Below are 18568 nucleotides of genomic sequence, written 5' to 3' on the forward strand. Positions count from 1 at the left end.
ACCCCATGAGCCGTTTGACGCACTTGGATGAACAGGGCAACGCCAACATGGTGGATGTGTCCGAAAAAGCGGTAACCAGCCGTGAAGCGACTGCCTGTGCCGAGGTCCTGATGACCCCGGAAACCCTGCAACTGATCACCGAAGGTGGTCACAAGAAAGGGGATGTGCTGGCGGTGGCGCGTATTGCCGGTATCCAGGCCGCAAAACGCACCAGCGACCTGATTCCGCTCTGTCATCCATTGATGCTGAGTAAAGTAACCGTTGATCTGCAGCCAAATGCCGAGCGCAACAGCGTTCAGATCACTGCCACCTGCAAGCTGGCAGGCCAGACCGGTGTGGAGATGGAAGCGCTGACCGCTGCATCCGTGGCGGCACTGACTATCTATGACATGTGCAAAGCAGTGGATAAAGGCATGGTGATCAGCGAAGTGAAGCTGCTGGAGAAAAAAGGCGGTAAGAGCGGCCACTGGCAGGCAGGAGACGAATAAGATGATTACTCTGGTCTATTTCGCCAGCTTTCGTGAGAAGCTCGGTCAGGATCGCGAGCAGGTGACGCTGCCGGAAACCGTAAGCAATGTCAGTGAGCTGACCGCTCACCTGGTGGCGGATCGTGACGCGGTGTGGGCAGATACCCTGCAGGCGGCAAATGTGCTGGTGGCGGTTAATCAGGAGATGGTGGAAGCCGATCACCCGGTGGTTGACGGTGACGAGGTGGCGTTTTTCCCACCTGTAACTGGAGGTTAATGGATGTCACAGCAAGCTTCTCCGCTGTTGTATGTGCGGGCGACCCTCTATTACATCGGCTTTTACCTGGTGACGATCGTATATTCCAGCATGTGTTTGCTGATCGCGCCGTTCCTGCCGTTCCGCGCCCGTTTTAAGCTGATCACCGGTATCAACTTCTTCTATATCTTCTGGCTGCGGCTTTGTTGTGGCGTGAAGGTCAAGGTGGAAGGTGCCGAGAAGCTGCCAAAAGACGGCGGTTACGTCGTGGTCTCCAACCACTCCAGCGAATGGGAAACGCTCTATTTCCAGACCCTGGTGCGTCCTCAGAGCTGCGTGCTCAAACAGGAACTGCTGAAGATCCCGTTCTTCGGGTGGGCGCTGGGCCTGCTGAAGCCGATTGCTCTGGACCGCAGCAAGCGTCGCGGTGCGTTGAAACAGTTGCTGCAGCAGGGAAAAGAGCGCCTGGCAGAGAAGATTCCGGTACTGATCTTCCCGCAGGGCACCCGCGTGCCTGTCGGCAAAACCGGTAAGTTCAACAAAGGTGGCGCCATGCTGGCGGCCAGTGCTGGCGTGCCGATCATTCCGATTGTGCACGACGCCGGTATCTACTGGCCGGGTAAAAGCTATGTGAAGTATCCGGGTACCGTAACCGTCAAGGTTGGGCCTGTGGTAGATACCCACGAACGCAGTGTTGATGACGTCCACGAAGACTCTGCCGGCTGGTTGCTGGAAGAGATGAAAAAGATGAACGTGGCATAATCCCTGTTGCTGAACGGTAAAAAGGGGCTGACCAAATGGTTGGCCCTTTTTTGTTGTTTATTTGAACTACCCTATAGAGTCAGATAGTGGCGTTAAGCCGAACGATCTATTGACATAAACAGATGTTATTAGGGGCAAAGCCTGATAGGCTTGCCGCCTTCAAAATCCATGCAGACCAAAACACGGTACTGACTGAATGAATGCGCTGAATACTTACTTTAAGATTTCAGAACGCGGTAGTGATATCCAGACCGAGATCCGGGCGGGTTTCACCACGTTCCTGACCATGTCCTACATCCTGTTCGTAAACCCGCAGATCCTGGCTCTGGCCGGAATGCCGGCGAACGATGTAGCGATTGCGACCGCTCTGGCAGCGGCGATTGCCACCCTGATCATGGGTGTTTTCGCTAACTTCCCGTTCGCGCTGGCGCCGGGTATGGGCCTGAATGCCTACTTCACCTTCGGGGTCGTAAAAGGCATGGGCGTCGACTGGCAGGTTGCGCTGGTGGCGGTGTTCATTGAGGGCCTGATCTTTATGGCATTGGCGATGACCGGTGTGCGTACCAAGCTGATCAACGCCATTCCGCATTGCATTAAGATCGCCACGATGACCGGTATCGGTCTGTTCCTGGCGATTATCGGTTTCCAAGGGGCAAACCTGACCGTGGATCACCCGGCGACACTGGTGACCCTGGGTGACCTGCATGATCCGGCAGTGCTGCTGGCGCTGGCTGGTATCGTACTGACCGCATCACTGGTGGTTAAGCAGGTTAAAGGTGCGATCCTGATCGGTATCGTCAGCTTGACTCTGATCGCCTGGTTCACCGGCCTGTCGCCGATGCCGGAAAGTATCGTGTCGATGCCAAGTCTGCCGAAAGAGACCTTCATGGCGCTGGATTTCAGTCAGATCTTTAACGCGACCCTGATCACTGTTGTGATTGCGTTCCTGTTCGTGGACATCTTTGATACCGCCGGTACCCTGATGGGTGTGGGCCGTCTGGGTGGTTTCCTGAACAGTAAGGGTGAGCTGCCAGGCGCGGATCGTGCCTTTATGGCAGACGCGACCGGCACCACTGCGGGTTCCCTGCTGGGTACCAGTACCGTGACTACCTACATCGAATCCGCTACCGGCATCGAAGAGGGTGGTCGCACCGGTCTGACCGCTGTTGTGGTGGCTGCTCTGTTCCTACTGGCGCTGTTCTTCACGCCGTTGTTCACTGCCGTTCCTGCACTGGCCACTGCGCCGGCGCTGATTGTGGTGGGCGCGATGATGATGTCTGCGGCCCGTGAAATGGACTGGAGCAAACTGGAAGATGGCGTACCGGCATTCCTTACTATCATTGCGATGCCGTTCACCTACTCCATTGCGCACGGTATTACCCTGGGTGTGATCTCCTATGTGCTGATCCACACCTTCACTGGTAAAGCTAAGGATATCCATCCGCTGATGGTTGTGCTGGCTGTTGCGCTGATTGCATACCACGCATTTATCTAAATTAGCAGTCCTGGCGGGGGAGTGTGGCTCCCTCCCGGGCTGAAGTGACTACGGCGGCGCGAAAAGGGCATTGGATCGTGCAGGATATAAGTTCTTAGATGACAAGAACTTATTCGAAGTGTACGAAAAATGCTCGTTTTTCATACTGAATGACTCCACTTATGGAGCAAATTCCTGTATCCTTTCGCGCAAAATACGCCCCCAAATATCGAGAGATGAAATGGCAGATTTATCCCATTACCGTAATATTGGTATTTTCGCCCACGTTGACGCGGGCAAAACGACTACTACTGAACGTATCCTGAAACTGACCGGTAAGATCCACAAGACCGGTGAGGTACACGACGGTGCGGCTACTACTGACTTCATGGAGCAGGAAGCGGAGCGTGGTATTACCATCCAGTCCGCAGCGACTACCTGTTTCTGGAAAGATCACCGCATGAACATCATCGATACTCCGGGGCACGTTGACTTCACCGTTGAAGTATACCGTTCCCTGAAAGTACTGGATGGTGGTGTAGGTGTATTCTGTGGTTCCGGTGGTGTAGAGCCTCAGTCCGAAACCAACTGGCGCTATGCGAACGAATCCGAAGTAGCGCGTCTGATCTTCGTAAACAAGCTGGACCGTCTGGGTGCAGACTTCTACCGCGTTGTAGATCAGGTGAAGAAAGTACTGGGTGCTAACCCACTGGTTATGACTCTGCCAATCGGTACTGAAGATCAGTTCGTGGGTGTTGTAGACGTACTGTCTCAGAAAGCGTACGTATGGGATGACACTGGTCTGCCAGAAAACTACGAAATCACCGATATCCCAGCGGATATGGTTGACGACGCAGAAGCTTACCGTGAAGAGCTGATCGAAACTGCGCTGGAGCAGGACGAAGACCTGATGATGGCTTACCTGGAAGACGGCGAAGAGCCTTCCATGGAAGACATCAAACGTTGCATCCGTGAAGGTACTCGTAAGCTGGACTTCTTCCCAACTTACTGTGGTTCTGCATTCAAGAACAAAGGTGTTCAGCTGGTTCTGGACGCGGTTGTTGACTACCTGCCGTCCCCAACTGAAGTTGATGCTCAGCCTCTGACTGACGAAGAAACCGGTGAGCCAACTGGTGAAGTAGCAACTGTATCTGTTGATCAGCCGCTGCGCGCGCTGGCATTCAAGATCATGGATGACCGTTTCGGCGCCCTGACCTTCATCCGTATCTACTCCGGTGTAATGCGTAAGGGTGACACCATCCTGAACTCCTACACTGGCAAAACTGAGCGTATCGGCCGTATGGTTGAGATGCACGCGGATGACCGTACTGAGCTGGATTACGCTCAGGCGGGTGACATCATCGCAGTTGTCGGTATGAAGAATGTTCAGACTGGTCACACTCTGTGTGATCCTAAAAACCCTTGTACTCTGGAACCAATGATCTTCCCTGAGCCAGTAATCTCCATTGCTGTATCTCCTAAGGACAAAGGTTCTGTTGAGAAAATGGGTATCGCGATCGGTAAGATGGTTGCAGAAGACCCGTCTTTCCAGGTTGAGACTGATGAAGACTCCGGTGAGACCATCCTGAAAGGTATGGGTGAGCTGCACCTGGACATCAAAGTAGACATCCTGAAGCGTACTTACGGCGTTGAGCTGGAAGTAGGTCAGCCACAGGTTGCTTACCGTGAAACCATCACTCAGGCGATCGAAGACAGCTACACACACAAGAAGCAGTCTGGTGGTTCCGGTCAGTTCGGTAAGATCGACTACCGCATCAAGCCTGCTGAGCCTGGTACTGGCTTCAAGTTCTCCTCCACTGTTGTGGGTGGTAACGTTCCTAAGGAATTCTGGCCTGCAGTAGAGAAAGGCTTTGCGTCCATGATGGAGCAGGGTGTTCTGGCTGGCTTCCCTGTACTGGACGTTGAGGTCGAGCTGTTCGACGGTGGTTACCACGCGGTTGACTCCTCTGCAGTGGCATTCGAAATTGCTGCTAAAGGTGCATTCCGTCAGTCCATCCCTAAAGCGGGTGCGCAGCTGCTGGAGCCAATCATGAAGGTTGACGTGTTCACTCCAGAAGACAACGTGGGTGACGTAATCGGTGACCTGAACCGTCGTCGCGGCATGATCAAGGACCAGGAAGCAGGTACTACCGGCGTTCGTATCAAGGCAGACGTTCCTCTGTCCGAGATGTTCGGTTACATCGGTCACCTGCGTACTATCACGTCCGGTCGTGGTCAGTTCTCCATGGAGTTCTCCCACTACATGCCTTGCCCAGCAAACGTTGCTGAGACTGTGATTGCTGCAGAAAAAGAGAAGAAAGCAGCTAAGTAATCTGGCTTAAGCTGACGCATCTTAAGAAACCCCGGTGACGAACGTCATCGGGGTTTTATTTTGTCTGTAAAAAGGCAATGAAAAATGTAGGTTGGCCATTACGAAGTAATGCCCAACATAATGAATTGTTGTCATGGCAGGTCATGGTGTGTAGCGGCGGGCTTTAAGGTGTGCGGCCAAGATAATGCCTCATATTCTGAAAATGTCGCCCTCAGAGCGGGCTGCTACAGCTGATACTGAATCGCAGGCACAAAAAAACCGCCCGAAGGCGGTTTTTTATCGCTTCCTGAAGTCAGGCAGTTGATTAGTCGTGGTACTTCTGGAATACCAGGGTGGAGTTGGTGCCGCCGAAGCCGAAGCTGTTGGACATCACGCGCTCCAGGTTTACACCGTCGCGACGCTCGGTCACAACTGGCAGGCCTTCCGCTTCCGGATCCAGTTCTTCTACGTTTGCAGATGCGCAGATGAAGTCGTTCTGCTGCATCAGCAGGCAGTATACGGCTTCCTGTACGCCTGCAGCACCCAGGGAGTGACCGGACAGAGACTTGGTGGAGCTTACTGGTGGCATCTTGTTACCGAAGGTCTCTTTCATCGCCTTCAGTTCCTGCATGTCGCCCGCAGGGGTGGAGGTGCCGTGTGCGTTGATGTAGTCGATAGGGCCGTCCACGGTTGCCATCGCCTGCTTCATGCAGCGAACAGCGCCTTCGCCGGAAGGAGCAACCATGTCGTAGCCGTCGGAGGTTGCGCCGTAGCCAACCAGTTCCGCATAGATCTTCGCGCCGCGTGCTTTCGCGTGTTCCAGCTCTTCGATAACCAGAACGCCGGCGCCGCCTGCGATCACGAAACCGTCACGGTTTGCGTCGTATGCGCGGGATGCTTTCTCTGGAGTATCGTTGTACTTGCTGGACAGTGCGCCCATCGCGTCAAACATTGCAGTCTGAGCCCAGTGCAGTTCTTCACCACCACCGGCGAATACTACGTCCTGTTTGCCCAGCTGGATCTGCTCCATTGCGTTACCGATACAGTGTGCGCTGGTCGCACATGCGGACGTGATGGAGTAGTTAACGCCCTTGATCTTGAAAGGGGTTGCCAGACAAGCGGAAACGGTAGAACCCATGGTGCGGGTTACGCGGTAAGGGCCTACGCGCTTAACGCCTTTCTCGCGAGTGATGTCTGCGCTTTCAACGATGTTGGCTGCAGATGCGCCGCCAGAGCCTACGATCAGGCCGGTGCGCTCGTTGGAAACCTGGTCTTCTTCCAGGCCTGAATCTGCAATCGCTTCGTTCATAGCGATGTAAGTGTATGCCGCGGCATCACCCATGAAGCGCAACAGCTTGCGGTCGATCTTTTCAGCAAAATCGATGTCGATGCTGCCTGCTACGTGGCTGCGGAAACCGCGTTCTTTGTAATCTTCCTGGAATTTGATGCCGGAGCGCCCCTGCTGCAGTGACTCCAGGACAGACTCCTTATCTGTGCCCAGGCAGGACACGATCCCCATACCGGTAACAACTACCCGTCGCATGTGATGCCTCTCTTATTCCACTCGGTTGTATTTATACAGCAAATGACCCGCTATTTTCCGATAATCTGCGCCGCTTGGCTACTCGTCGAGGATGAGGATTATCGAAGTAGAGGGTATCAGCGGTCTTGTAAGTAAGACCGCTGAAATGATCAGAAGTCGTCAGTCGAAGTGAACAGACCGACACGCAGATCTTTTGCGGTGTAGATTTCACGGCCGTCAACAGACATGGAAGCGTCTGCGATGCCCATTACCAGCTTGCGCTCGATAACACGCTTCAGCTGAATGTGGTAGGTAACTTTTTTGGCGGTTGGCAGTACCTGGCCGAAGAATTTTACTTCACCGGCACCCAGGGCACGACCGCGGCCTTTGTTTCCGCGCCAGCCCAGGTAGAAACCTACCAGCTGCCACATGGCGTCCAGGCCCAGGCAGCCTGGCATAACAGGATCTTCCTCAAAGTGACATGCGAAGAACCACAGGTCAGGGTTGATATCCAGCTCGGCAATGATTTCGCCTTTGCCAAATTCGCCACCGTCTTCAGTGATCTCCAGGATGCGATCCATCATCAGCATGTTGCCGATTGGCAGGCGGGCGTTGCCCGGGCCAAACATTTCGCCGTGGCCGCAAGAGAGCAGCTCATCGCGATTAAAAGAGGAAGGTCTTGTCATTGGAAACTGTTTACCCAAATTTTTCTTAAAATATCGCGTGATTATACCGATTTGGGCCCTGCGTGGCACGGTCTAGGTCAGTTAAAATCCGCAAAAAGTTTAAAACTTAGGGCTTAGGGGTCGTTATGGAGCACGCTTTTTGGCATGCGCGTTGGGAAGAGGGGCGCATTGGCTTTCATCAGCGGGAGTTCAACCGGCAACTGCAGAGGTACTGGTCGGCACTGAATGTGGAGGCAGATACTCAGGTGCTGGTGCCGCTTTGTGGTAAAAGCCGCGATATGCTTTGGTTGCGGGAGCAAGGGCACTCAGTCGTGGGTGTGGAGCTGAATCGGGGCGCTTGTGAGGCGTTCTTTGCAGAAAATGGTGCCGAAGTCGAAGTTGCCGAAAGTGGGTTGTATAAGGCGTTTCGTTGCGACGGAATCGAATTGTTGTGTGGGGATGTGTTTGCATTGGAGGTGGCGCGCTTCGATACGATCGGGGCTGTCTATGATCGTGCCGCATTGGTGGCCTTGCCGCAGGAGATGCGAAAAGCGTATGCGCAGATGCTGTGCCAAAAGTTGCCGGTGGGGGTGTCGATGCTGTTGATTACCATGGAGTTTGCTGGTGAACAGGGGCCGCCATTTGCAATTGGTGAATCGGAGGTGCGTGAGTTGTACGGCGAGCGTTTTGAGATCCGTCGTCTGGGTGAAACCGAAGACGGGCCAAAGGGGAACGATGTGGCTTACCTGTTGCTGGACAGGTCGGGGGAATAGAGCGGGGAGATTGCACCGGGCCGGTCGACCCGGTGCATGAATGCTCGGGTTTAAGCTTTGCGCTTCACGGCGATGTCGGCCAGTTGTTTCAGGGTATCCTTGAAGGAGCTGTCGGTCAGAACGTTCAGGGCTGCGATCGCTTTGTCCGCTTCATCCTGGGCGCGCTGCTGGGTGTAGGTGATCGCGCCGGTCTTGCGTACGATCTCCATGATCGGTTCCAGATCGTCCAGGCCGCCCTTGCGAATCGCCTGGCGGATCAGCTGGCGCTCTTCGTCGTTGCCTTCGCGCATGGCGTGGATCAGAGGCAGGGTCGGTTTGCCCTCGGCCAGATCGTCGCCTACGTTTTTACCCATCTCTTCCGCGGTGGAGAGGTAATCCATCACGTCATCGATCAGCTGGAAGGCAATGCCCAGATGACGGCCGTAGAGGCGCAGCGCTTCGCGTTCCTCTGCGGTGCAATCGGTCAGGATGGCGCCGGATTCGGTAGCGGCTTCAAACAGCATGGCGGTCTTACCCAGGATGACCTGCATGTAGGCATCCTCGGTGGTGTCCGGGTTCTTCGCGTTCAGCAGCTGCAGTACTTCACCTTCGGCGATGACGTTGGTGGCGTTGGAGATCACCTGCATGATGTCCATGCTGCCGATCTCCACCATCACCTGGAAGGCGCGGGAGTAGAGGAAGTCACCGACCAGTACGCTGGGTGCGTTGCCCCATTTTGCGTTGGCGGTGTCTTTGCCGCGGCGCAGCTCGGAGTTGTCCACAACGTCGTCGTGGAGCAGGGTCGCGGTGTGGATGAACTCGATGATCGCCGCCAGTGGAACGTGTTTGTCGCCGTTGTAACCACAGGCGTTTGCACTGAGCAGGACCAGCAGTGGGCGCAGGCGCTTACCGCCACTCTCGACGATGTAGTGGCCGATTTTTTCCACCAATGGCACGTTAGAGCCCAGGTGGTTGATGATGTAGTCGTTGACGGCTTCGAACTGCGGTTCGATTTGCGGATTTAGCTGATGTGGCTGCATGGCGGATATATATACATATATAGAGTATGGGCGCATGCTAGGGACAGTCAGGGTGACTGTCAAGGAAACCGGTCAAGAGTTGCTCAATTGCACAAACTCCTATATAATCGCGCGCCCTAGTTCATCCAAATTAAGCTCCCTACCATATGGGTTGGCCATTAGAAGTAGGTCGTTTTCCAGTAGCCGGATGGGCTAAATATACGGAGAAAATCATGTACGCAGTAATCGTAAGCGGCGGCAAGCAGTACCGAGTTCAGGAAGGTCAAACCCTGAAACTGGAAAAGCTGGCAGCTGAGCAGGGCGCGAACGTTGAGTTCGATCGCGTATTGCTGGTTGGCAACGGTGACGACATCAAAGTCGGCGCACCAGTTGTTGAAGGTGCTAAGGTAACAGCTGAGGTTGTTGAGCACGGTCGCGGTAAGAAAGTTCAGATTCTGAAGTTCAAGCGCCGTAAGCACCACATGAAACGTCAGGGCCACCGTCAGTGGTACACTGAAGTTAAAATTACTGGCATCAACGCCTAATCAATCGAACGGAGATTAGAGAATGGCTCATAAGAAGGCCGCGGGTTCTACTCGCAACGGTCGCGACTCCGAATCGAAACGCCTTGGTGTCAAGCGTTTCGGTGGTCAGGTTGTGACCGCAGGCAACATCCTGGTTCGTCAGCGCGGTACTAAGTTCCACGCTGGTCCAAACGTAGGTTGCGGTAAAGATCACACTCTGTTTGCAACTGCAGACGGTGTAGTGAAGTTTGAAGTAAAAGGCCCTCAGAAGCGTAAGTACATCACTGTTGTACCTGCCTAATAAGGTCTTTTCCTTGCAAAAAGCTCCGCACAGGCGGAGCTTTTTTGTTTGTGCATTTTAAATCGCTCTGTTGTCTTAAGCAGGCAGGGGCAAAACCTTTCGGGGGAAATAGATGAAGTTTGTCGATGAAGTGATGATTACGGTAGAAGCCGGCAAGGGAGGCAATGGCTGTATGAGCTTTCGGCGCGAGAAGTATATCCCGAAAGGTGGCCCGGACGGCGGCGATGGGGGTGACGGTGGCTCGATCTATTTTGAGGCCAGTGAATCCCTGAACACTCTGGTGGACTACCGTTTTACCCGTCGCTTTAAGGCGGAAAACGGCCAGAACGGTATGGGGCGTGATTGTACTGGTGCCAAAGGTGAAGACCTGGTGCTGGAAGTGCCGGTGGGCACCACCATTATCGATACCGACACCGATGAGGTGCTGATTGACCTGACTGAGATCGGTCAACGTGAGAAAATCGCCCAGGGCGGTTTCCACGGACTGGGTAACACCCGCTTCAAGAGCAGTGTGAACCGTGCGCCACGTCAGACCACTAAAGGCTCTTTAGGTGAAACCCGCAACCTCAAGCTGGAGCTGAAGGTGCTGGCTGATGTAGGTCTGCTGGGTCTGCCAAATGCCGGTAAATCCACCTTCATTCGTGCAGTATCCGCGGCGAAGCCTAAAGTAGCCAACTACCCGTTTACCACCCTGGTGCCAAATCTGGGTGTGGTGCGTACCGAGAAGTACCGTAGCTTCGTGATTGCCGATATTCCGGGCATTATTGAGGGTGCTGCAGAAGGGGCGGGTTTGGGTATTCGCTTCCTGAAGCACCTGGCGCGTAACCGTCTGTTGCTGCATATCGTGGATATGGCGCCGTGGGATGAGGTGACGCCGGCAGAAGCTGCGTCTGTCGCGGTAAGCGAGTTGGAGAAATTCTCGGGTACGCTGTCTGAGCAGCCGCGCTGGTTGGTGCTGAACAAGCTGGATATGGTGCCGGAAGAGGAGCACGAAGAGCGTTGCCAGTCGGTGATTGATGCGCTGAGCTGGGAAGGACCGGTTTATCGTATCTCGGCAATCAGCGGTGACGGTACCGATGCGCTGGCAAAAGAGATTCAAACCTTCCTGGATGAGCGCTTGATGGCGATCGAGGAAGATCCAAGTATTCTGGAGCAGGAGCACGCGATTCGCGAGCAGATCGATGTCGAGGCGCGTGCCCGTATCGAAGAGCTGCGCCTGTCCCGACGGAATAATGCAAAAGCAGCCGATGAGCTGGATGATGACTTCGACGATGATGATTACGATGTCGAAGTCGAATGGGTGCGTGAATAGGATTGAGGTAATTTCGTGACATCTGAACGCCAACAGTTAGTCAAAGGAAAGCGCTGGGTCGTTAAGATCGGGAGTGCCTTGCTGACCAATGATGGTCAGGGGCTGGATCATGCGGCGATCGCTCACTGGGTGGAGCAGCTGGCTGCTCTGCGTGCGCAGGGTATGGAAATCGTACTGGTATCTTCAGGTTCTATTGCTGAGGGTATGACGCGTCTTGGCTGGACTGAGCGACCCCATGAGGTGTTCAAGTTGCAGGCAGCGGCTGCCGTGGGTCAGATGGGGCTGGTGCAGGCTTATGAGACCAACTTTCAGCGTCATGGTACGCATACGGCGCAGATTCTGTTGACCCACGAAGATCACTCCGACCGTAAGCGTTATCTGAATGCGCGTGCGACCCTGCGTAGCTTGCTGGAGTTGGGGGTGGTGCCGGTGGTTAACGAGAACGACACTGTGGTCACCAATGAGATCCGCTTTGGTGATAACGATACTCTGGGGGCGCTGGTTGCGAACCTGGTGGAGGCGGATGGTCTGGTGATCCTCACCGACCAGCGTGGTCTCTACAAGGAGGACCCGCGTAAGAATCCGGATGCTGAGTTTGTTTCTGAAGGGCGTGCGGGTGATCCGGTGCTGGATGCGATGGCTGGCGGCGGCGGTAAGCTGGGTCGGGGTGGTATGGCAACCAAAGTGCGCGCAGCTAAGCTGGCGGCCCGCTCTGGTGCTGTAACCGTGATTGCCAGTGGGCGTGAAGACAATGTGCTGACCCGTCTACGTACCGGTGAAAGTATCGGTACCTTGTTGGTGCCTGATCAGCAGCCGGAAGCTGCGCGTAAACAGTGGATTGCCGGTCACCTGCAGGCGAAAGGTACCCTGGTGCTGGATGCGGGGGCGGTGAAAGCGCTGACTACCGGTGGTAAGAGTTTGCTGCCGGCCGGTGTGAAGAGCGTAAAGGGTAACTTCTCTCGTGGTGAGATGGTGCTGATGGTCGATGAAAACGACTACATCGTGGCACGCGGTCTGGTGAACTACGGTATCGAAGCAGCGCGTAAAATCATCGGCAAGCCAAGTTCGCAGATTGAGTCCATTCTGGGCTTTGTGGGTGAGGCGGAGTTGGTGCATCGCGACAATCTGGCACTGAGCAGTCGGGCGGCGCCTGTCTGAATCGGTCTTTAAAGTGATTCTCAAAAGGCTGGCAGTGATGTCGGCCTTTTTTGTTTGTGCTTGCTATGGATAAAAACAGGCACAAAAAAACCGGCAGAAGCCGGTTTTTCTAAGAAAGCAGTGAGGCGATTAAGCCAGTGCTTTGATGCGCGCGTTCAGGCGGCTCTTAGTGCGAGCGATCTTAGCTTTGCTGAAGATGCCTTTGTTCACAGAGCTGTCCATGATTGGGCGAGCAGTTTTCAGTGCTTCGTTAGCAGCTGCCTGGTCGCCTGCATCGATAGCAGCAACAACTTTCTTGATGTAGGTACGCACCATGGAGCGCAGGCTAGCGTTGTGCTGGCGACGCTTTTCCGCCTGGCGAGCGCGTTTACGAGATCCTGCGGAATTTGCCACAGTCCGACTCCTTAAACGTTATCTGGTTAAAAATACAACTCGACACCCATGTGCAGGTGTCAAAAATTGAGAGGCGAGATTATTCACATTTGTAAGGGCAGTGTCAATAAAAGGATGAGCATTTTTCAGGGGGCGGGGGTATTATTGCCGCAGTTAAGCCCGCTGAGGATAGATACTTGGACGAACAGAAGGAAAAGCCGGCGTCTGCAGATGCAAACAAGGTGAAGTCATCCAGCTTGCTGCGCTCCAGTGGTGTGGTGGGCATCATGACGATGCTGTCCCGAATTCTCGGGCTGGTACGCGATGTGGTGGTGGCCAATTACTTTGGTGCCTCCGGCAGTGCCGATGCTTTTTTTGTGGCCTTCAAAATACCGAACTTTCTGCGCCGTCTGTTTGCTGAAGGGGCTTTTTCGCAGGCGTTTGTGCCGGTGTTGTCCGAATATCGCAGTCAGCGGGATTATGCGGCAGTTAAAGCGCTGATAGACCGTGTGGCCGGTACCCTGGGGGCCACCCTGATTACTGTAACGGTTATCGCCATGCTGGGTGCGCCGCTTTTGACCGCGCTGTTTGCGCCCGGATTCTATATGGCCGGCGGTGAGAAGTTTGATCTGGCCGCCGAGATGTTGCGCATTACCTTTCCGTATCTGCTGCTGATCTCGCTGACCGCCTTTGCCGGGGCGATCCTCAACAGCTACGAGCGATTCGCGGTGCCGGCGTTTACCCCGGTGTTGCTCAACGTCACCCTGATCAGCTCGGCGGTCTTTCTGTCACCGCTGTTTGATCCGCCGATCCTGGCGCTGGCCTGGGGGGTAATGATCGCGGGTGTGGTGCAGTTGGTTTTCCAGCTGCCGTTCCTGATGCGCTTGCGCCTGTTGCCCTGTCCTGTGGTGGATCGTACCGATGAGGGGGTGCGTCGGATTCTGAAGCTGATGCTGCCGGCGTTGTTTGGTGTATCGGTTACCCAGATCAACCTGTTGCTGGATACGGTGCTGGCGTCATTCCTGAAGACCGGCAGTGTGTCCTGGTTGTACTACTCCGACCGTCTGGCTGAATTGCCGCTGGGTGTGTTTGGTATCGCCATAGCTACGGTGATTCTGCCGAGTTTGTCCCGCAAGCATGCGGAAAAGTCGGCGGAGCACTTCTCCCATACACTCGACTGGGCGATCCGCATGGTATTGCTGATCGGTCTGCCGGCCGCGGTGGCGCTGTTTATTCTGGCCGGGCCGATGATCGTGACCCTGTTCCACTACGGCGCGCTGACCGACCGTGACGTGACGATGGCGTCGATGAGCTTGCAGGCCTATGCCTGCGGTGTGCTGGCGTTCATGCTGATCAAAGTGCTGGCGACCGGTTACTTCTCGCGCCAGGACACCAAAACACCGGTGAAAATCGGTATCCAGGCGGCGGTGGCCAATATGGTGTTCAACCTGATGTTGATCTACCCGCTGCAGCACGTGGGTCTGGCGGCTGCGACCTCGCTGTCGGCGTTCCTGAATGCGGGGCTGTTGCTGCGTGGTTTGCTGCAGGCAGGTGTGTTCCAGTGGCAACCGGGCTGGAATATCATGCTGTTCCGTTTGCTGATGGCCAATGCGGCGATGGCTGCGTTGCTGATCTGGCTGGCGGGCGATCTGCAGCAGTGGCTGCAATGGGGTGTGCTGGACCGTGCCTGGCACATGGCGGTTCTGGTGTTTGGTGGTGCTGGCGTGTACCTGTTGACACTGGTCTTGATGGGGATGCGTCCCGCGCATCTGAAAAATGTCGGTTGATCTCTCTGTAGCGCTTGTAATTCCTTGGTCTGATAGGTACTCGCAGGCGCACAATTAGGCTATAATTTGCCGTTTGTTTTTTGGGGCTTGGCTGTTGTAGTGATGGAACTCATTCGAGGATTACACAATCTGCGTGATAAACACCGGGGCTGCGTGGCCACCATCGGTAATTTCGATGGTGTTCATCTGGGGCATCGCCGGGTGTTGGAGCAGGTTAAAGCCAAGGCTGCGGAACTGGGCCTGCCCTCGGTCGCGATCACCTTCGAGCCTCAGCCGCGTGAGTTTTTTGCCGGCGACAAAGCGCCACCACGCCTCACCCGCTTTGATGAGAAAGTACGCCTGCTGAAGGCGGAAAACATCGATCGGGTACTTTGTCTGACCTTCAATAAGCGTCTGCAATCGATGTCGGCGGAAGAGTTTATTGATGAGCTGCTGCTGAAAGGGCTGGCGGTACAGCACTTTGTGGTGGGTGACGATTTCCGTTTCGGTTGTGACCGGGCCGGTGACTACAACATGCTGTGTGAGAGTGGTGCCCGTCACGGTTTCTCCGTGGTGAATACTGCCACTTTCCTGATGGACGGGGACCGGGTGTCCAGTACCCGTATCCGTGCAGCGTTGGAACAGAACGATTTTACCCTGGCCGAACGCCTGCTGGGCCGTCGCTACACTGTGACGGGGCGGGTGCTGCATGGCCAGAAACTGGGACGGCAGCTGGGTGTGCCAACGGCCAATATCCGTATGCACCGTTTCCCATGCCCGATGCGGGGTGTATATGCCGTACGCGTCGCGATGCCCGACGGCAGTTTTGAAAACGCGGTATGCAACGTGGGTATGCGACCGACCGTCAACGGCGTACAGCCGGTGCTTGAAGCTCATTTGCTGGACTTCAAAGGACACCTGTACGGCCAGTTGCTGAGCGTGGAATTTTTAGAATTTATCCGTCCCGAACAGAAGTTCGATGGACTGGAGCAGCTTAAAGAGCAGATCTTTGCAGATATCGATCAGGTGCGCGCTTACTTCGCGCAGAACACCTGAACATCAATCCGGAAGCGACAATCATGACCGATTATAAAGCGACACTGAACCTGCCGGAGACGGCATTCCCGATGCGAGGCAACCTGGCCCAGCGCGAACCAAAGATGTTGGAGCGTTGGCAGAAAATGGGCCTGTATCAGAAAATTCGTGAAGTAAGCAAAGGTCGCAAGAGCTTCATTCTGCACGACGGCCCTCCATACGCAAACGGCAACATCCACATCGGTCACGCGGTGAACAAGATCATCAAAGATATGATCGTAAAATCCCGCACCCTGTCCGGCTTCGACGCGCCTTACATCCCTGGTTGGGACTGTCACGGCCTGCCGATCGAGCATCAGGTAGAGAAAAAGCACGGCAAAGCGGGCGTAAAAGTTCCGTACGCGGATTTCCGTAAGAAGTGCCGTGAGTACGCTGCCAAGCAGGTAGAAGGTCAGAAGGCTGATTTCATCCGTCTGGGCGTGCAGGGCGACTGGGATAATCCATACCTGACCATGAGCTACCAGATGGAAGCGGACATCATCCGCTCTCTGGGTAAGATCGTGGACAACGGCCACCTGCGCAAAGGGTTCAAGCCGGTTCACTGGTGTCTGGACTGTGGTTCTGCACTGGCAGAAGCGGAAGTGGAATACCAGGACAAAACCTCTCCGGCGATCGATGTGCGCTTCCCTGCGGCCAACGCGGCAGAGATGGCGGCGGAGTTTGGGCTGGTCGATAACAGCCTGCCGGTATCCGTTGTGATCTGGACCACCACGCCATGGACCCTGCCGGCGAACCTGGCGGTGTCTCTGCACCCGGAGCTGGAATACGCGCTGGTGAAGCTGGACAACGGTCAGGGCGACGAGCTGGTTGTACTGGCTGACGCGCTGGTGAACGCTGCGATGCAGCGCTACGGCGTGGAAAACTTCGAGATCGTGGGCCGCACCGTGGGCAGCAACCTGGAACACCAGCAGTTGCAGCACTGTTTCTACAGCCGTCAGGTGCCGGTGATCCTGGGCGATCACGTGACCACTGACGCCGGTACCGGTAACGTACACACCGCACCGGGCCATGGTCAGGAAGACTTCCAGGTTGGTCAGAAATACAACTTGGGTGTGCTGAACCCGGTTGCTGACAACGGTGTTTTCGTGGAAGGCACCGAGCTGTTTGAAGGCCAGCACGTGATGAAGGCCAACGACAACGTGATCGAGGTGCTGCAGGAACGCGGTACCCTGATGCATCACGACAAGCTGCACCACAGCTACCCGCACTGCTGGCGTCACAAAACGCCGCTGATCTTCCGTGCGACGCCACAGTGGTTCGTGGCGATGGACGACAACGGCCTGCGTCAGCAGACCCTGGACGCCGTGAAAGGCGTGCGCTGGGTACCAGAGTGGGGTCAGAACCGTATCGAAGCGATGTTGGAGCAGAGCCCGGACTGGTGTATCTCTCGTCAGCGTACCTGGGGTGTGCCGATCGCACTGTTTGTACACAGTGAAACCCAGGAGCTGCACCCACGTACTGCCGAGCTGATCGAGCAGGTGGCGCTGAAAGTGGAAGAGCAGGGCATCGAAGCCTGGTTCGAGCTGGAAGCGGACGAGCTGCTCGGTGACGAAGCGGAGCTGTACAGCAAGGTGACCGACACCCTGGACGTATGGTTCGACTCCGGTGTAACCCACCAGGGCGTGCTGGGTCGCCGCGAAGGTCACCGCTACCCTGCAGATCTGTATCTGGAAGGGTCCGACCAGCACCGAGGCTGGTTCCAGTCCTCCCTGAAAACAGGTCTGGCGATCACCGGTCAGGCGCCTTACAAACAGGTGCTGACCCACGGCTTCACCGTAGACGGTCAGGGCCGCAAGATGTCCAAGTCGATCGGTAACGTCGTTGCGCCACAGGAAGTGATGAACAAGTACGGTGCAGATATCCTGCGTCTGTGGGTGGCGTCTACTGACTACCGCAACGAGATGACCTGCTCCGACGACATCCTGAAGCGTGCAGCGGACGCCTACCGTCGTATCCGTAACACTGCTCGTTTCCTGCTGGCGAACCTGAACGGTTTTGATCCGGCGAAGGACCTGGTGGCACCAGAAAACATGGTGGCGCTGGATCGCTGGGCGGTTGATCGTGCGGCGAAGCTGCAGAAAGAGCTGCTGAGCCACTACGAGAACTATGAGTTCCTGAACGTGTACCAGAAAGTGTCTATCTTCTGTTCCCAGGAGATGGGTGGTTTCTACCTGGATATCATCAAGGACCGTCAGTACACCGCTGCCACTGACGGTGTGGCACGTCGCTCTTGTCAGACTGCGCTGTACCACATCGTGGAAGCACTGACCCGCTGGGTTGCGCCGATCCTCAGCTTCACCGCTGACGAGATCCTGGAGCAGATTCCGGGCGAGCACGACGAATCCGTGCTGCTGGGTACCTGGTACGAAAACCTGGCGGAACTGCCGGAAGGCGAGGCACTGGATGTCGAATTCTGGAATCAGGTGATGGCGGTTAAAACCGCAGTGAACAAGGAATTGGAGGCGCGCCGTAACGAAGGCCTGATCGGTTCCAGCCTGGAAGCGGAAGTGACCCTGTACTGCGACGACGCGTTGAAAGCACAGCTGGACAAGCTGGGTGACGAGCTGCGCTTTGTTCTGATTACCTCCAAGGCGGCCGTGGCTGCAGCAGCGGACGCATCCGATGCTCAGGCGACTGACGTGAATGGTCTGCAGGTGAGCGTAGCGAAAACCGAATACGCCAAGTGTGGTCGTTGCTGGCACCACCGTGAAGACGTGGGTGCAAACGCCGAGCACGAAGAGCTGTGTGGTCGCTGTGTAGACAACGTAGCAGGTGAAGGTGAAAGCCGCAGCTTCGCGTAAGGATCGTTGCT

Annotated in this window: 17 protein-coding genes; 13 read left to right on the forward strand and 4 right to left on the reverse strand. The window is 55.5% G+C overall.

What is annotated here, in order from left to right; genetic code table 11:
- Positions 1-5: 5 nt before the first annotated feature.
- From moaC to fusA, 5 genes are all read left to right on the forward strand, one after another.
- Positions 6-488, forward strand: a complete 483-nt coding sequence (gene moaC / locus QKW35_RS12615) for a cyclic pyranopterin monophosphate synthase MoaC (RefSeq protein WP_282353569.1) — start codon at positions 6-8, stop codon at positions 486-488.
- A gap of 1 nt (position 489) precedes the next feature.
- Positions 490-744, forward strand: coding sequence for a molybdopterin converting factor subunit 1 (moaD, locus tag QKW35_RS12620; RefSeq protein ID WP_282353570.1), 255 nt, complete (start codon positions 490-492; stop codon positions 742-744).
- Between the two features lie 3 nt (positions 745-747).
- Positions 748-1485, forward strand: coding sequence for a lysophospholipid acyltransferase family protein (locus QKW35_RS12625; protein ID WP_282353571.1), 738 nt, complete (start codon positions 748-750; stop codon positions 1483-1485).
- Positions 1486-1681: 196 nt separating this feature from the next.
- Positions 1682-2980, forward strand: coding sequence for an NCS2 family permease (locus QKW35_RS12630; RefSeq protein WP_282353573.1), 1299 nt, complete (start codon positions 1682-1684; stop codon positions 2978-2980).
- Positions 2981-3200: 220 nt separating this feature from the next.
- Positions 3201-5291 carry an elongation factor G gene (fusA, locus tag QKW35_RS12635; RefSeq protein ID WP_282353575.1) on the forward strand — a complete coding sequence of 697 codons (2091 nt, stop codon included), beginning with the start codon at positions 3201-3203 and terminating at the stop codon, positions 5289-5291.
- 304 nt (positions 5292-5595) lie between these two features.
- On the opposite strand, the gene fabB is transcribed toward fusA, so the two are convergent.
- Entirely contained in the window at positions 5596-6813 is a 1218-nt protein-coding gene (fabB, locus tag QKW35_RS12640; RefSeq protein WP_282353577.1) for a beta-ketoacyl-ACP synthase I, read from the reverse strand.
- A 149-nt stretch (positions 6814-6962) separates the two neighbouring features.
- Positions 6963-7478 (reverse strand): 3-hydroxyacyl-[acyl-carrier-protein] dehydratase FabA, encoded by a 516-nt coding sequence (fabA, locus tag QKW35_RS12645; protein ID WP_282353579.1) that lies wholly within the window; start codon positions 7476-7478, stop codon positions 6963-6965.
- Between the two features lie 125 nt (positions 7479-7603).
- On the opposite strand from fabA, the gene QKW35_RS12650 reads away from it, so the two are divergent.
- On the forward strand, positions 7604-8230 hold the full coding sequence (locus tag QKW35_RS12650) for a thiopurine S-methyltransferase (RefSeq protein ID WP_282353580.1): 627 nt from the start codon (positions 7604-7606) through the stop codon (positions 8228-8230).
- 50 nt (positions 8231-8280) lie between these two features.
- On the opposite strand, the gene ispB is transcribed toward QKW35_RS12650, so the two are convergent.
- Positions 8281-9249: an octaprenyl diphosphate synthase gene (gene ispB / locus QKW35_RS12655; protein WP_282353583.1), complete on the reverse strand. Its 969-nt coding sequence runs from the start codon at positions 9247-9249 to the stop codon at positions 8281-8283.
- Between the two features lie 212 nt (positions 9250-9461).
- On the opposite strand from ispB, the gene rplU reads away from it, so the two are divergent.
- The 4 genes from rplU (at position 9462) to proB (ending at position 12523) form a co-directional block, all read left to right on the forward strand.
- Positions 9462-9773, forward strand: coding sequence for a 50S ribosomal protein L21 (gene rplU / locus QKW35_RS12660; protein WP_282353585.1), 312 nt, complete (start codon positions 9462-9464; stop codon positions 9771-9773).
- 22 nt (positions 9774-9795) lie between these two features.
- Positions 9796-10053, forward strand: a complete 258-nt coding sequence (gene rpmA, locus QKW35_RS12665; RefSeq protein WP_282353588.1) for a 50S ribosomal protein L27 — start codon at positions 9796-9798, stop codon at positions 10051-10053.
- 112 nt (positions 10054-10165) lie between these two features.
- On the forward strand, positions 10166-11365 hold the full coding sequence (cgtA, locus tag QKW35_RS12670; RefSeq protein WP_282353590.1) for an Obg family GTPase CgtA: 1200 nt from the start codon (positions 10166-10168) through the stop codon (positions 11363-11365).
- A 15-nt stretch (positions 11366-11380) separates the two neighbouring features.
- Entirely contained in the window at positions 11381-12523 is a 1143-nt protein-coding gene (gene proB, locus QKW35_RS12675) for a glutamate 5-kinase (protein ID WP_282353592.1), read from the forward strand.
- A 129-nt stretch (positions 12524-12652) separates the two neighbouring features.
- Here the strand turns inward: proB and rpsT are convergent, their stop codons facing one another.
- Positions 12653-12916 (reverse strand): 30S ribosomal protein S20, encoded by a 264-nt coding sequence (gene rpsT, locus QKW35_RS12680; protein WP_282353594.1) that lies wholly within the window; start codon positions 12914-12916, stop codon positions 12653-12655.
- 176 nt (positions 12917-13092) lie between these two features.
- Here rpsT and murJ point away from each other — a divergent pair, with 176 nt between their 5' ends.
- From murJ to ileS, 3 genes are all read left to right on the forward strand, one after another.
- Positions 13093-14682 (forward strand): murein biosynthesis integral membrane protein MurJ, encoded by a 1590-nt coding sequence (gene murJ, locus QKW35_RS12685; RefSeq protein WP_282353595.1) that lies wholly within the window; start codon positions 13093-13095, stop codon positions 14680-14682.
- A gap of 102 nt (positions 14683-14784) precedes the next feature.
- Positions 14785-15717, forward strand: coding sequence for a bifunctional riboflavin kinase/FAD synthetase (ribF, locus tag QKW35_RS12690; RefSeq protein ID WP_282353597.1), 933 nt, complete (start codon positions 14785-14787; stop codon positions 15715-15717).
- A gap of 23 nt (positions 15718-15740) precedes the next feature.
- Positions 15741-18557 carry an isoleucine--tRNA ligase gene (gene ileS / locus QKW35_RS12695; RefSeq protein ID WP_282353600.1) on the forward strand — a complete coding sequence of 939 codons (2817 nt, stop codon included), beginning with the start codon at positions 15741-15743 and terminating at the stop codon, positions 18555-18557.
- Positions 18558-18568 lie beyond the last annotated feature (11 nt).

The organism is Pontibacterium granulatum (genome assembly GCF_029961155.1).
GTDB lineage: Bacteria > Pseudomonadota > Gammaproteobacteria > Pseudomonadales > Balneatricaceae > Pontibacterium > Pontibacterium granulatum.

What these genes read in the sequence shown, in the direction of transcription:
- moaC (WP_282353569.1), top strand. Translation starts at nt 6, where the DNA reads ATGAGCCGTTTGACGCACTTGGATGAACAGGGCAACGCCAACATGGTG.
- QKW35_RS12625 (WP_282353571.1), top strand. Translation starts at nt 748, where the DNA reads ATGTCACAGCAAGCTTCTCCGCTGTTGTATGTGCGGGCGACCCTCTAT.
- fusA (WP_282353575.1), top strand. Translation starts at nt 3,201, where the DNA reads ATGGCAGATTTATCCCATTACCGTAATATTGGTATTTTCGCCCACGTT.
- ispB (WP_282353583.1), bottom strand. Translation starts at nt 9,249, where the DNA reads ATGCAGCCACATCAGCTAAATCCGCAAATCGAACCGCAGTTCGAAGCC.
- QKW35_RS12650 (WP_282353580.1), top strand. Translation starts at nt 7,604, where the DNA reads ATGGAGCACGCTTTTTGGCATGCGCGTTGGGAAGAGGGGCGCATTGGC.
- rpmA (WP_282353588.1), top strand. Translation starts at nt 9,796, where the DNA reads ATGGCTCATAAGAAGGCCGCGGGTTCTACTCGCAACGGTCGCGACTCC.
- rplU (WP_282353585.1), top strand. Translation starts at nt 9,462, where the DNA reads ATGTACGCAGTAATCGTAAGCGGCGGCAAGCAGTACCGAGTTCAGGAA.
- moaD (WP_282353570.1), top strand. Translation starts at nt 490, where the DNA reads ATGATTACTCTGGTCTATTTCGCCAGCTTTCGTGAGAAGCTCGGTCAG.
- QKW35_RS12630 (WP_282353573.1), top strand. Translation starts at nt 1,682, where the DNA reads ATGAATGCGCTGAATACTTACTTTAAGATTTCAGAACGCGGTAGTGAT.
- cgtA (WP_282353590.1), top strand. Translation starts at nt 10,166, where the DNA reads ATGAAGTTTGTCGATGAAGTGATGATTACGGTAGAAGCCGGCAAGGGA.
- ribF (WP_282353597.1), top strand. Translation starts at nt 14,785, where the DNA reads ATGGAACTCATTCGAGGATTACACAATCTGCGTGATAAACACCGGGGC.
- ileS (WP_282353600.1), top strand. Translation starts at nt 15,741, where the DNA reads ATGACCGATTATAAAGCGACACTGAACCTGCCGGAGACGGCATTCCCG.
- fabB (WP_282353577.1), bottom strand. Translation starts at nt 6,813, where the DNA reads ATGCGACGGGTAGTTGTTACCGGTATGGGGATCGTGTCCTGCCTGGGC.
- fabA (WP_282353579.1), bottom strand. Translation starts at nt 7,478, where the DNA reads ATGACAAGACCTTCCTCTTTTAATCGCGATGAGCTGCTCTCTTGCGGC.